The organism is Mycolicibacterium wolinskyi str. Jessa 2025 (genome assembly GCF_049241375.1).
Lineage (GTDB): Bacteria > Actinomycetota > Actinomycetes > Mycobacteriales > Mycobacteriaceae > Mycobacterium > Mycobacterium wolinskyi.
Map to the genome: position 1 here is coordinate 1476454 of NZ_CP185960.1, position 14121 is coordinate 1490574.

Consider the following 14121-nt stretch of genomic DNA (forward strand, 5'->3'; position numbering starts at 1 on the left):
TACGCCTGACTTCTCGGCACCTCGACGACTGCTCGTCGGAGAAAATTCACTCCTGGAATCGGTAACCCATACCGGCCTCGGTCAACAGATGTACCGGGTGCGACGGATCGTCTTCCAGTTTGCGACGCAGCTGCGCGAGATAGACCCGCAAGTAGTGGGTCTCTTTGGCGTATGCCGGGCCCCACACCTCGCGCAGCAGCTCTTCACGGCCGACCAGCTTCCCGCGGTTGCGCACGAGCATCTCCAGCATGCCCCACTCGGTGGGGGTCAGATGCACCTCGGCGTTGTTCTTGGTGACCTTCTTGGCCGCGAGATCGACTGTGAACGACGAGGTTTCGATGACCGGCTGATCGGATTCCGTCACGGTCGCCCGGCGTACCGCGGCGCGGAGCCGGGCCAGAAGCTCGTCCATACCAAAGGGTTTGGTCACATAGTCGTCGGCGCCCGCGTCGAGCGCCTCGACCTTGTCGGAGGAGTCCGTGCGGGCCGACAGCACGATCACCGGGGCCGACAGCCAGCCCCGCAGACCCGCGAGCACGTCGATGCCCGACATGTCGGGCAGCCCGAGATCGAGCACGATGACATCGGGGCGGTGGTCGGCCGCACTGCGCAGCGCCTCGGCCCCGGTGGCCGCCGTCCTGACCTCATAACCACGCACCGACAGGTTGATGCGCAGGGCCCGCAGGATCTGCGGTTCGTCGTCGATCACCAGCACCCTGGTCTTGACCGTCATGCCGGTGCCGCCAAATCGATTTCGACGGTGAGCCCGCCGCCCGGGGTGTCGGTGGCCGAGATCGTGCCGCCCATCGCCTCGACGAAGCCCTTGGCCACCGAAAGCCCCAGCCCGACGCCGCTGCTGGTGTCGTGGTCACCGAGCCGCTGAAACGGCGCGAACAACGCGTCCTCGGTGCCCCGCGCAACACCGGGCCCCTCGTCGATCACCGCGATCAGGACGCGGTTTCCGACCCGGCCCGCGGTCACCCGCACCGGCCCGTCCTTGGCGTAGCGCAGCGCGTTGTCGATGAGATTGGCCAAGACCCGCTCCAGCAGGCCACCGTCGGCCAGGGCCACCGAATCCGCCACCTCGACTTTGACCCGGTCCAGGCCCTCGCGGCCAAAGCCGGTGGCGCCGCGACTGATTCCCAGCAGGGCCCGCTGCACGGTTTCCTCGAGGTACACCGCGCGCAACTCCGGCCGCACGACTCCGGCCGCCAGCCGCGACGAGTCGAGCAGATTGCCCACCAGGGCGGTCAGCGCGTCGACCGATTCCTCGATCGTGGCCAGGAGTTCGGCGGTGTCCTCGGGGGAGAAGTCGATGTCGTCGCTGCGCAGGCTGGACACCGCGGCCTTGGCCGCGGCGAGCGGTGTGCGCAGGTCGTGGCTGACGGCCGAGAGCAGGGAGCGGCGCAGTTCGTCGGCCTTGGCGATCGCGTTGGCCTTGCCGGCTTCCTCGGTGAGCTCGCGTTGCCGGACGAGGCCGGCGGCTTGTTTGGCCACCGCCGTCAACACGCGGCGGTCGCGGGCGGACAATTTGCGGCCCGCCATCAGCAGCCAGAACTCGTCGTCACCGGCCTCGATCGCGGTATCGGCGGTGTCGACCTGCACACACGGATCCTGGCCGACGCAACTGACGATGGCAGGGTGGCCGTCGGTCTCACGCAGCAGGCTCACCGCCCGCTGGCTGTACGTCTCGCGGACCCGTTCCAGCAGGGCCGCCACGTCGGCTCCCCGCAGGACCGACCCGGCGAACAGTGCCAGCAGTTCGGCCTCCTGCGAAGCACGCCTGGCTTCCCTGGCGCGTTTGGCCGCGCCGTCCACCAAGGCCGCGACGGCCACCGCCACGGCCAGCAGCACGACGATCGTCAGGGCGCTGTCGGGGTCGGAGATCGTGAACGTGTGTCTCGGAGTGATCAGGAAGTAGTTGAGCAGCAGCCCGGACAGCACGGCCGACAGCGCGGCGGGCGCGACACCGCCGAGCAGTGCGACGACCAGCACGCCGACGAAGAACAGCGCGCTTTCGCCGCCGACACCGAGTAACGGGTCGAGAAGCGCGACCGTCAGCGCGCAGATGGCCGACGGAACCACCAGGGCGGCAAGCCACGACGCGACGTGTCGCTGGCGCGGTGTGGTCGATGACCACCGGAAGCCTCGCTTGGCGGCCTCGTGGGTCACCATGTGGACGTCGATCTTCTCCGACTGCTGCACGACCGTCGAGCCGATGCCCTCGTCGAAGATCCGCGCCCACCGTGAGCGCCGTGAGGTGCCGAGCACGAGTTGGGTCGCGTTCATGTCGCGCGCGAAATCCAGCAGCGCGGTTGGCACGTCGTCGCCGACGACGGTGTGCAGCGTCGCGCCCAGGCTCGTCGCGAGCTCACGGACCCGGCCCATCTGCGGTGCCGACACCCCGGACAGCCCGTCACCGCGCACGACGTGCACCACCATGAGCTCGGCACTGGATTTCGAGGCGATGCGGGATGCCCTGCGCACCAACGTCTCTGACTCCGGACCGCCGGTGACCGCGACGACGACGCGTTCGCGGGCCTCCCAGGTGTCGGTGATCTTGTTGTCGGCGCGGTACTTGGCCAGCGCGGCGTCGACCTGGTCGGCCAGCCACAACAACGCCAATTCCCGCAGCGCGGTGAGGTTTCCGCGGCGGAAGTAGTTCGACAGTGCGGCGTCGATACGTTCCGGCGCGTACACGTTTCCGTGGGACAGTCTGCGTCGCAGGGCTTCCGGGGTGATGTCGACGAGCTCGATCTGATCGGCGGCCCGCACCACCTCGTCGGGCACCTTCTCCTGCTGCTCGATACCGGTGATGCCGGTGACGACGTCGTTGAGGCTTTCCAGGTGCTGGACGTTCACGGTCGAGATGACCGTGATGCCCGCGTCGAGGAGTTCCTCGATGTCCTGCCAGCGCTTGGCGTTCTTACTGCCCGGCGTGTTGGTGTGGGCGAGTTCGTCGACCAGCACGACCTGAGGCTTGCGGGCCAGCACGGCAGGTACGTCGAGTTCGGGGAACCGCCCGCCCCGATACTCGATGTAGCGGGGCGGGATGACCTCGATGCCGTCGAGCAGTTCGGCGGTCTTCTTGCGGCCGTGCGTTTCCACGACGGCGGCCACCAGATCGGTCCCGCGTTCCAGGCGGCGGTGGGCCTCGCCGAGCATCGCGTAAGTCTTGCCGACGCCGGGAGCCGCGCCCAGATAGATGCGCAGCTCCCCGCGTTTTGTGGCCGGCGCCGACGTACTCACCAGCCCATCATCCACCTGCGGACAAAGTGTCGAGCGCGATGTTCAGTTCCAGCACGTTCACCCGCGGCTCGCCGAGGAACCCGAGGGTGCGGCCGTCGGTGTGCTGCGCGACCAGTTGGCGAACCTGCTCGGGCGCCAGGCCGCGGGCCTCGGCGACCCGGTTGACCTGCAGGTCGGCGTACGCCGGCGAGATGTGCGGATCGAGTCCGCTGCCGCTCGCGGTGACCGCGTCGGCGGGCACTTGCGCGTCGGCACTGCCGTGGATCGGCACGATCTGGCCGGCGCTGTAATCCTCGCCGGCTTGTGCACATTCGACCCGCACGCCTTCGTAGGTGTTGAGGAACGGCGTCTTCGTCGTATCGCACGGCTCGTTGACGCTGACCACGCGGGTCGGGTGAATCACGTTGCCGCGGGAATCCCGCGGGCCGATCACCGAGAGCACCGCACCGACACCGTCTCCCGTGCAGAACGGGCGCGCTCCACTGACCCCGTCGAGTTCCCCGACGGCCTGGCTGCGCTGGCACACCAGGGTCAGCAGGCTCGGCTTGTCCGGTTGGTCGACGATGCTCTCGGGGCCGAGGTTGCTCGCGCTCGTCGCCATCGGGTCGTAGCCGTCCCCGGCCGCGGACGGACGGCCCTGGAAGTACTGCGGCAGGGGATTGCCGTCGGCGTCGGTGAACAACTGGCCGATCAGGCTGCTACCCACGGGCTTTCCGTCGGCTTCGATGATCGATCCGTCGGCTTTGTGGTTGAGGCCGGGCAGTTGCGCGACCAGCCAGATGAACACCGGGTAGGCGACACCGAGGATCACGGTGAGCACCAGCAGTGCACGCAGCGCGGCTGCATGCTGGCGGATCAGATTGGTGAATTGCATGTCAGGACATCCCAGGAAGGAGTTGGATAACCAGGTCGATCAGTTTGATGCCGATGAACGGCGCGATGATGCCGCCGAGGCCGTAGAGGTAGAGGTTGCGGCTCAACAGCTTTGACGCGCTGCTCGGCGTGTACCGGACGCCCTTGAGCGCCAAGGGGATCAGCGCCACGATCACGATCGCGTTGAAGATCACCGCCGACAGGATCGCCGACTGCGGGCTGTGCAGCCGCATGATGTTCAGCAGGTCCAGGCCAGGGAACAGGCCGACGAACAACGCCGGGATGATCGCGAAGTACTTCGCGATGTCGTTGGCGATCGAGAACGTCGTCAAGGCGCCCCGCGTGATCAGCAGTTGCTTTCCGATCTCGACGATCTCGATCAGCTTGGTCGGGTCGGAGTCGAGATCGACCATGTTGCCGGCCTCTTTGGCGGCCGAGGTGCCGGTGTTCATCGCAACACCCACGTCGGCCTGCGCGAGGGCGGGCGCGTCGTTGGTGCCGTCACCGGTCATCGCGACGAGCCGGCCACCGGCCTGCTCCTCCTTGATGAGCGCCAATTTGTCCTCGGGTGTGGCCTCGGCGAGGAAGTCGTCGACCCCGGCCTCGTCGGCGATCGCCTTGGCGGTCAATGGATTGTCGCCGGTGATCATCACCGTCCGGATGCCCATGCGGCGCATCTCGTCGAACCGCTCGCGCATGCCCTGCTTGACGACGTCCTTGAGGTGGATGACGCCGAGCACTTCGGCCTTGTCGGTCACCTGGCCGACGACCAGGGGAGTGCCGCCTGCCGCCGAGATGCCGTCGACGATGTTGCCCAGTTCGGCAGGCACGACACCGCCCTCGCCGCGCACCCAGTCCGCGACCGCGCTTGCCGCGCCCTTGCGCAGCTTGTGCCCGTCCAGGTCCACGCCCGACATGCGGGTGGTGGCGCTGAACTCGATCCACGTGGCGGTGGCGAGCTCGCCGGGGGTGCGGGCCCGCAATCCGTATTCCTGCTTCGCGAACACCACAATCGAACGGCCCTCGGGGGTTTCGTCGGCCAGGCTCGACAGCTGTGCGGCGTCGGCGAGCTGCTCGGCCGACACCCCGGTCAACGGGACGAACGCCGCGGCCTGCCGGTTACCGAGCGTGATCGTGCCGGTCTTGTCCAGCAGCAGCGTGTTCACATCGCCTGCCGCCTCGACCGCACGGCCCGACATGGCCAGCACATTGCGTTGCACGAGCCGGTCCATTCCGGCGATGCCGATCGCCGACAGCAGCGCGCCGATGGTCGTCGGGATCAGACACACCAACAACGCCACCATCACAATGCCGCTCACGCCGTTTGCGGTGAGCGCGAGGCTGTCCGGGACCCCGGGGTTGTTGGCCTTGGAGTAGATCGCCAACGGCTGCAGCGTCGCGACGGCGAACACGAAGATGATCGTCAGCGCCGACAGCAGGATGTTGAGCGCGATCTCGTTGGGCGTCTTCTGCCGGTTGGCGCCTTCGACGAGGGCGATCATCCGGTCGATGAAGCTCTCGCCGGGTTTCTGCGTGATCTTGACGACGATGCGGTCGGACAACACCGTGGTGCCGCCGGTGACGGCCGAGCGGTCACCGCCCGATTCGCGGATGACGGGCGCGGATTCACCGGTGATGGCCGATTCGTCCACCGAGGCAATGCCTTCCACGACGTCACCGTCGCCAGGGATCGTCTGGCCGGCCTCGACGACGACGATGTCGCCCTGTCTGAGCTGGGGTGCCGGGATGGATTCTTCGGCTCCGGAGTCGCTGAGCCGGCGGGCCATGGTGTCGGCCTTGGTCTTTCGCAGCGTCTCGGCCTGAGCCTTGCCGCGGCCCTCGGCAACGGCCTCGGCCAGGTTCGCGAAAATCACCGTCAGCCAGAGCCATACGACGATCAGCCAGCCGAACCACGTCGGGTCGACGACCGCGAGGATCGTGGACCAGACGGCGCCGACCTCGACGATGAACATCACCGGGTTGCGCCACAGCGTGCGCGGATCGAGCTTGCGCAGCGCATCGGGCAGCGAGCGCCACAGCACGGTCGGGTCGAGCAGGCCGCCCTGGACAGCCTTGGCGGGCTTGGATTTGCCTGGCGTGTGGGTCGCTTCGCCCGTGTTTGTCACGCCAGAGTGGCTCGCGGGCGCGGCTGCCACTCCAGCGTGACGCTCGAGGGGCACGGAGGTGCGGGGGTTGGACATGTCAGTGAATTCCTTCGGCGAGAGGCCCTAGTGCCAGCATCGGCAGGAAGGTGAGGGCCACCAGGATGAGAGTGACGCCCACGACCATCCCGACGAACTGTGGGCGGTGGGTGGGCAGGGTGCCGATCGATGTGGGGGTGGTGCCCTGGCTGGCGAGCGATCCGGCCAGCGCCAGCACCAGGATGATGGGCAGGAAACGGCCGAACACCATCGCCAGACCCAGTGCGGTGTTGTACCACTCGGTGTTGACGCTGATGCCCGCGAACGCCGAGCCGTTGTTGTTGGCCGCGGACGTGAACGCGTACAGCACTTCCGACAGGCCGTGTGGCCCGGTGTTGAGCATGCCTGCGCGTTGACCGGGCATCGCCATTGCCACCGCCGTTCCGGTCAGCACGATCAGCGGCGTGACCAGGAAATAGCTTGCGGCGAGCTTGATTTCGCGCGGTGTGATCTTCTTGCCGAGGTACTCCGGGGTCCGCCCGACCATGAGGCCCGCGACGAACACCGTGATGATCGCGAGGATCAACATGCCGTACAGGCCTGAGCCGACACCACCGGGTGCGACCTCGCCGAGCTGCATGTTGAACATCGTCATGAGCCCGCCCAGGCTCGTGTACGAGTCGTGGAACGAGTTGACCGCACCCGTCGACGTCAGCGTCGTCGACGCCGCGAACACCGCCGAATCGGCGACGCCGAAGCGTTGCTCGACGCCCTCCATGGCCGCGCCGACGGCGGTCGGCACCGTGCCGTGGTGCTGCAGCTGGAACAGCATGGTCAGGCTGACGCTCGCGGTGGCGATCACGCCCATCACGGCGGCGATCGCGTAACCCTGCTTCGTGCTGTTGACCATGCGGCCGAACGTGCGCGGCATCGAGAAGGGGATCAGCAGGATGAGAAAGATCTCGAACCAGTTGGTCCACGTCGTCGGGTTCTCGAACGGATGCGCTGAGTTGACGTTGAAGAAGCCGCCGCCGTTGGTGCCGAGTTCCTTGATGACCTCCTGGCTGGCCACCGGGCCGCCCGGGATGGTCTGCTGGGCGCCGCTCAGCGTGGTGATCACCTGGTCGTGCAGCGCGAAGTTCTGGATGACGCCGCCGGCGACCAGCACGAGCGCGCCGACGATCGAGATGGGCAGCAGGATGCGGAGGGTGCCGCGCACCAGGTCCACCCAGAAGTTGCCGAGCTCACCGGTGTGGCGGCGCGCGAAGCCGCGCACCAACGCGACCGCGACGGCCATGCCGACCGCGGCCGAGACGAAGTTCTGCACCGCGAGCCCGGCCATCTGCACGAGGTGGCCCTGGGTGGATTCACCGGAGTAGGCCTGCCAGTTGGTGTTGGTGACGAAGCTGACGGCGGTGTTCCACGCGAGCGCCGGGGTCATCGGGGTGCCCGGATCGTTGAGGTGCAGCGGAAGCCGGCCCTGGAGCAGCTGGAAGAAGAACAGGAACAGCAGGCTCACGGCCGAGAACGCGAGCACGCTGCGGGCATAGGAGCCCCAGGTCTGCTCGGACTTCGGGTCCGCGCCGATGGCCCGGTAGATGAATCGTTCTGCCCGCGAATCTTTTTGGCTGGTGTAGACGCGGTACATGTAGTCGCCCAGCGGTACGTGCACCAGTGCTATGGCCACGACGAGCGACGCGAGGAACACGATCCCCGCGGTGGTGGTAGTCACTAGAACCTCTCGGGAAACAGCAGTGCGGCGAAGATGAACACGGCGATGAGAATCGCGAGAATCAAGCCGACGACGTTTTCGATCACTGGCGTTCGACCAGCCTCTGCACCAGGCCGAGCAGCGCGAAGACCGCCACCGTCAGCACTGTGTAGATGAGTACAGACATCTCGTCTCCACGTTTACGGGCCTCCGGATTTCGGCGGCCTGAACCAGGATCTGCCCAGTTCAGGAGGGTGTACGGGTTCTTGACGGTTTCTTTACGCCCGGGCGGCGGTCCTTAACGGTCTTCGATCGCGCGGCTGCGTCAGTGGCTGTTTTACGGGCACCTGCTAAATTCCGGCCATGGCGATCATTGCGGTCTTGGCCTTCGACAACGCGCTCGGATTCGAGGTCATGCTTCCGGGTTTCGTGTTCGGGGCGGCCAACTCGGTCAGCGGAGACGATCACTACGACATCCGCGTCGTGACGATCGGCGGCTCGAGCGTCATCGCCCCGATGCACGGTGCGGTGCGACTGGAAACGGAGTGGGATCTCGATGCCGTGGCCGACGCTGACACCGTCGTCGTGCCCGGGCAGGTCGGCTTCTTCAGTGAACCGGCCGGCCCCGTCCGCGACGCGCTACGGGACGCCGCGGCCCGTGGCGCGCGGATGGCTTCCATCTGCGTGGGCGCGTTCACTCTTGCCGCGACCGGACTGCTCGACGGGCAGCGGGCGACGACGCACTGGGAATACGCGGCCGAGCTCGCGCGCCGGTACCCCCGTGTCGAGGTCGACGCCTCGGTGCTGTTCATCGACAACGGCGCGGTGCTCACCTCGGCCGGGGCCTCGGCTGGGCTCGATCTGTGCCTGCACATGGTTCGCCGGGATCTCGGTGCCACGGTGGCCGCCGATACCGCACGCCGGATCGTGATGCCACCGCAACGGGATGGCGGGCAGGCGCAATTCATCGCTCACACAGACCCGCAGAGCCCCGACACGCTGCAACCGGTTCTCGACTGGATGGAAGCCAACCTGCATCGTCCGCTCACCCTCGACGACATCGCCGCGCACGGGGCGATCAGTGTGCGTAGTTTGACCCGGCGTTTCCGCGCCGAGATCGGCACCACGCCGTTGCAGTGGTTGCTGCGCGCCCGGGTGCATCGCGCACAGCAGTTGCTCGAGACCACCGACCTGTCTGTCGATCGCATCGCCGAGGAGGCCGGCTTCGGCGCCGCGACCACGCTGCGCTACCACTTCGCGCGCCTGACGCACACGTCTCCGCTGGCCTACCGCAACAGTTTTCACCACGCCGGTGCCGCCAAGGCCGGCTGAACACGGCGGCATCTGACGCGGCCGACGCGGTGGCCAGATTTTGTCACTTATTGGCCATCTGGCCGCTGGGCGACCGCTCCTTCCGGGCACACACTGAGTGCGCACATTCCGGAAGGAGCACCATGACAGTTCAAGAAATCGAGCGGACCCAGTTCGGACTGCCCACCTCCGAGCTTGCCGTCGCGGCGGACGCGCTGGTGGCCGAGGTTTCGCCACCCCTGGTCTACAACCACTGCGTGCGCGCCTATCTCTATGCGCGGGAGCTGGCCACTGTCAACGGTTTTCGGGCCAGGGTCGATTACGATGACGAACTGCTCTATCTCAGCTGCATGCTCCACGATCTGGGGGCAGTGGACTATGCCAACGGAAGCCAGCGTTTCGAGCTCGACGGAGCCGACGCCGCTGCGGAATTCCTCAGGAGCAAAGGTGTGGACGCGGCACGTGTGCAGACGGTGTGGAACGCTGTCGCGTTGCACACCAGCGACGGAATCGCGCCTCGTTTCGGGATCGTCGAGGGCCTCATGCAGATGGGCACCGGAGCTGACATCGTCGGATTGAAGCGCGAATTGCTCCCGGACGGTTTCGCTGACCGGGTGCATGCCGTATGGCCACGCCACAATCTCGGGTACGTGTTCGGGGAAATGCTCGCCAAGCAGGTGAGCGACAACCCGGACAAGGGCAGTTGGTTCACGTTTCCCGGGCAGCTCTGTCAGCTGTACTACCCGAAACATGCGCCGACCACGTGGTTCGACGCCGTCGAGAACGCCGGCTGGAACGATCGCCCGGTGGCCACCGGCTCCGGTCGCGCCGGCGCCGCGCAACCGGCCGAGCTGGCGTCGTTGTTCATGCAGTACTTCAATGCGGGTGACCTCGCCGCGGTGATGTCGCTGTATGAGCCTGCGGCACTGGTGTTTCCGGCCCCCGGGGTCGCACAATCCGGCACGGCGACCGAGGATGCGCTCGGCGCGATGATCAACTCGGGAGCGAAGATCGAATTACGGACCCGCCGTGTGCACGTGGTGGGAGATCTCGCGCTGATCTCCAACGACGCCACGGTCTCGGGTGTGGCGTCGGGCGGTGCCACCACTTCCACTTCAACTGAGGTTGCCCGGCGGGGTAACGACGGATCCTGGCGTTACGTGATCGATGACCCCTACTTCTCGCTGTGATGACGGCGCTGGCCCGCGATGAGCGCACGTGCTCGTGAATCGGCGCGCGGTGTTGCGGGCAGGTGCCGGGTTCGGCGCTGCCACCGCCGCGGGATTCTTGGCCGGTCCGAATGCGCCCGCGTCGGGCCCGCCCACAGAGGGGCCGTGGCGGGTGCAGATCCTGGTGTTCGACGGTGTGGATGACATGGACATCTTCGCGCCGTTGGAGGTCTTCGGCTACGCCACGCATTTCGACCCTCGTGCCGAGGTCGAGCTGGTGACCGGTGCTGGTCCGGGCGCAGTTGTGCTCATGTCCGGCACGACAATTGAGGTCCGGTCCGGGTGGTCCCCGGAGCGTGCCGATGTGCTGGTGGTCCCCGGCGGTGGCTACGGCCGACCGCCGGGTTCGCCTGGTGTCCCGAGTGAGATCACGCGCGGGCACCTGCCTCGGCTGCTGGGCGCGGCACGACGCCCAGGCCTCACCGTGGCGTCGGTGTGCGTCGGCGCGATGTTGCTGTCGGCGGCCGGGATCACCCGAAACCGGCCATGCACAACGCATCACCGGCTGCTCGAGCAGCTCGAGCGGGAGGGCGGCGTCATCACCAAGGCGCGGATCGTTGACGACGGCGATCTCGTCACGTCCGGCGGTGTGACGTCTGGGCTGGACCTCGCGCTATGGCTCATACAGCGGGAGCTGAGTGCGGATGTGGCCATCGCCGTCGAGGAGGTTCTGGAGTATGAGCGGCGCGGGACGGTGTGGCGAAGGCAGAGCTAAGCAGATCGTCAAGGTCCGCACAGGGCGCGTCAAGAGTTCGTAAGGACACTGGCCGGTATGGCCCGTCTCGTGGACGGTCGAGTTGTGACATTCTCGGCGGCATTCCTGTCCAAGCGCTCCGTCTCATCCCGGCCCGCGGATCCCCCGCAGGACCGGGAAACCTTGCGGCGCTGTGCGGTCAGTCGCCGGTCGCTCGGCATGGTGGAGTTGGTGTTACCCGCCATGGCGCTGCGCAATGCGGTGGTGGCGCGGTGGGCACGGGATCACAGTGTGGCGGTTGATGTTCGGGATGGCCGAGAGCTCGCGGTGGCCGTCGGGGCAGGCATCCACCCGATCCGGATGACCGCGCACGGCGCCGGTCTGACCGCCGACGAGCTCGTGTTCTGCGCCGCCAACCTCGGGGTCGGTCGCGTCGTCGTCAACGGGCCCGCTCAGGTCGATGTGCTGGCGGCGACCGGCCGGCGTGGGCATCGGGTGCTCGTGAGCATGGGCCGCGGCGGCTTGGCTGCACCGGTTGCCGACTGCCGACGGTTCGAACTCGTGGGCTTGTACGGCGAGATCGGGCCCGACGAACATCATTTCGTGAGCTACTCCGCGGCGATCGGTGACATGCTCTTGGAGATGAGTCAGATCCGTCGTACTCACGGCGTCGTGCTCACGCGCATCGCGCTCGGCGGTTGTGGCCTGACCTTCGGGGCGGGCCCCGGCGATCTGTCCGAGGTGGCGAACGCGATCGACGAAACGCTCGACGACGCTTGCGCCACATTGCGTTTCCCGCGGCCGGTGGTTGTCGTCTCCGCTCAGCCGGGCAGTGTGCGGGTGTAGCGCCCGGCTCGTCGAACGTGGGCTTCTGTGCGAAGTTCTCGACAAAACTCGCACACAAGCTCACACTCGCGGTGTTGCCAAGGTGGCGACGAGGCGTGCTTTCTGGTGTGGGGAGTCGCCGAGCAGGATGCGTGGCTCGGTGAGGCGGTAGTGCTTGCCCCGGTGCACCACCCCGGCCGAGCCCGCCGCCTGCACATTGCGCACCCAGTCCGACTGCGTGCCGTAGTTCAGTACGACTGAGACGGTGCCGTCGCCGACGAACGCCATGACCGGGGTGCGGAACGACTTGCCCGACTTGCGGCCGGTGTGCTCGATGACTGCCATGTACGGCAGACGCGGTGCCCACATTCGCTGCAGCGGGTTGGTCACGTACTTGTTGAACCGTGCGATGAGCCGCATCATGCGTGGGCCGAGAAGCGACGCGATCCGTTCGGCAACTACAGCAATGGAATTCGCGATGGTGCTCGGCATTGTCATACCCCTCGATTCCTCATCATTCAAACAGGCATTCGCCCGACACGCACTAGGGTGGTCGTATGTCAGAAGGCGGATTTCCCGGCCCCGAGGCTGCAGCGACGGCCTACGACTATTTGGATCTCAACCGTGCGGTCGCGATGTACCGCTACTTCTATCGTTCGGTGTCGGGAGCCGCGATCTTCGACGGCACCGCCGCGGTGGGCGTGCGGCCCAACCACGCGTTCGGCTACATGGAGACCCTCCCACACCATGTCGGCTACACGCTGAACTCCGACACCCCGTACGGCGCGTTGCTGCTGGACCTGCACGCCGGTCCGATGGTCATCGAGCTACCGCCCGGGCCCTTCATCGGCGCCGCACTCGATCTCCACCAACGCTGGATCTTCGACATGGGCCTGCCGGGGCCCGACGGCGGCCGCGGTGGCAAACACCTGCTGTTGCCCCCGGGTTACCAAGGCGCTGTCCCGGCGGATCACCAAGTGGGACAGGCTGATTCGTATCGCGTCATCGGTGCGCTGCGCTCACTGCCCGAGCACGGCGACGTGAAGACGGCGATGGCGCGAATCCGCGAAGTGAAGGTGTATCCGCTGGACGCCGGACCGGACTGGACGGCACCGACATGGTTCGACATGACCGACATGCCGCAGGACACCACGCCGCATGTCTACGAGCAGACGATGAAGTTCTGGGAAGTGCTCCACCGCGTCGTCGACTCTGAGCCGGCACTGGCGGACAGCCGTCCGCACTGCGGCGACCTGGCTGCCCTCGGGATCGCCAAGGGGCTGCCGTTCGCGCCCGATGCCCGGATGACGGCGATCTTCGAGCAGGCCGCCCAGATCGGGTTCGCGCAGATGCGTGCGGAGGGATTCGCCGACCGGCGGCCCGACCGCATCGTGTGGCCCGACCGGCTGTGGGAATGGGTCAGTCTGCGGTTCGAGAACGGCACGTTCGACACTGCGGACTACCGCGACACCTATGCGCTCGACAAATGGTTCTTCCAGGCCATCGCCACCTCACCGGCGATGTTCCGCCGCGACCCGGGCGCGGGCTCGCTGTACTGGCTGGGCCTGCGCGACGGCTCCGGCGCCTACCTGGACGGTTCGAACAACTACCGGCTGACTGTGCCGCTCCCGGTCCCGGCCCACCTGTTCTGGTCGGTGACGGTCTACGACGCCGAGACCCGCAGCCAAGTCCAGACCGAGCAGGCCAACGCCGCACTCCGATCGTTGTTCGAGCTGAGAGACCTGACCGGCGACACCGTCGACCTGTACTTCGGCCCGACCGCCCCCGCCGACCATGCCGACCGGTGGATTCAGACGGTTCCGGGGCGGGGCTGGTTCGCGTACTTCCGCATCTATGGGCCCGACAAGCCGGCCTTCGACGGGACCTGGAAGCCCGCCGACTTCAGTCTGATCGACTGACTCTTCCGTGAGGTGGCACGGTCGGCTCATGTCGAACGCGATTCCATCCTGACCGACCTCATGAAATAAGGTCTCATCCGAGACAGCCCCCATAGCCCAATTGGCAGAGGCAGCGGACTTAAAATCCTCTGAACTGGGCGTTTGTTGTGTTTGCCAGTTCTGGAATCCG

Annotated in this window: 11 protein-coding genes; 5 read left to right on the plus strand and 6 right to left on the minus strand. The window is 66.8% G+C overall.

Annotated features, from left to right (window positions below):
* Positions 1-46: 46 nt before the first annotated feature.
* The 5 genes from ACOI2T_RS07440 to kdpA are packed head-to-tail and all read right to left on the minus strand — an operon-like array spanning position 47 to position 7995.
* A complete protein-coding gene (locus ACOI2T_RS07440; protein ID WP_409504872.1) occupies positions 47-733 on the minus strand; it encodes a response regulator in 687 nt (228 codons plus the stop codon).
* Entirely contained in the window at positions 730-3264 is a 2535-nt protein-coding gene (locus tag ACOI2T_RS07445) for a DUF4118 domain-containing protein (protein WP_409504871.1), read from the minus strand. The genes ACOI2T_RS07440 and ACOI2T_RS07445 overlap by 4 nt, the downstream gene beginning before the upstream one ends.
* The gene (locus ACOI2T_RS07450) at positions 3257-4123 is read right to left on the minus strand and encodes a potassium-transporting ATPase subunit C (RefSeq protein WP_409504870.1); all 867 of its coding nucleotides are present in this window, start codon (positions 4121-4123) and stop codon (positions 3257-3259) included. Before ACOI2T_RS07450 ends, ACOI2T_RS07445 begins: the two co-directional genes overlap by 8 nt.
* 1 nt (position 4124) lies before the next feature.
* On the minus strand, positions 4125-6323 hold the full coding sequence (kdpB, locus tag ACOI2T_RS07455) for a potassium-transporting ATPase subunit KdpB (RefSeq protein ID WP_409504869.1): 2199 nt from the start codon (positions 6321-6323) through the stop codon (positions 4125-4127).
* Position 6324: 1 nt separating this feature from the next.
* Positions 6325-7995 (minus strand): potassium-transporting ATPase subunit KdpA, encoded by a 1671-nt coding sequence (gene kdpA / locus ACOI2T_RS07460; RefSeq protein WP_409504868.1) that lies wholly within the window; start codon positions 7993-7995, stop codon positions 6325-6327.
* Positions 7996-8337: 342 nt separating this feature from the next.
* On the opposite strand from kdpA, the gene ACOI2T_RS07465 reads away from it, so the two are divergent.
* The 4 genes from ACOI2T_RS07465 to ACOI2T_RS07480 all read left to right on the plus strand — a co-directional run bounded on the left by ACOI2T_RS07465 (position 8338) and on the right by ACOI2T_RS07480 (position 12054).
* Positions 8338-9306, plus strand: coding sequence for a GlxA family transcriptional regulator (locus tag ACOI2T_RS07465; protein WP_409504867.1), 969 nt, complete (start codon positions 8338-8340; stop codon positions 9304-9306).
* Positions 9307-9428: 122 nt separating this feature from the next.
* Complete coding sequence (locus tag ACOI2T_RS07470; protein ID WP_409504866.1) at positions 9429-10475, plus strand: DUF4440 domain-containing protein; 1047 nt, start codon at positions 9429-9431, stop codon at positions 10473-10475.
* Between the two features lie 28 nt (positions 10476-10503).
* Positions 10504-11229 (plus strand): DJ-1/PfpI family protein, encoded by a 726-nt coding sequence (locus ACOI2T_RS07475; protein ID WP_409504865.1) that lies wholly within the window; start codon positions 10504-10506, stop codon positions 11227-11229.
* Between the two features lie 57 nt (positions 11230-11286).
* Positions 11287-12054 carry a type III PLP-dependent enzyme domain-containing protein gene (locus tag ACOI2T_RS07480; RefSeq protein WP_409504864.1) on the plus strand — a complete coding sequence of 256 codons (768 nt, stop codon included), beginning with the start codon at positions 11287-11289 and terminating at the stop codon, positions 12052-12054.
* 60 nt (positions 12055-12114) lie between these two features.
* Here the strand turns inward: ACOI2T_RS07480 and ACOI2T_RS07485 are convergent, their stop codons facing one another.
* A complete protein-coding gene (locus ACOI2T_RS07485; protein ID WP_409505069.1) occupies positions 12115-12456 on the minus strand; it encodes a nitroreductase family deazaflavin-dependent oxidoreductase in 342 nt (113 codons plus the stop codon).
* Positions 12457-12590: 134 nt separating this feature from the next.
* On the opposite strand from ACOI2T_RS07485, the gene ACOI2T_RS07490 reads away from it, so the two are divergent.
* Complete coding sequence (locus tag ACOI2T_RS07490) at positions 12591-13952, plus strand: DUF1254 domain-containing protein (RefSeq protein ID WP_409504863.1); 1362 nt, start codon at positions 12591-12593, stop codon at positions 13950-13952.
* Positions 13953-14121: the final 169 nt, after the last annotated feature.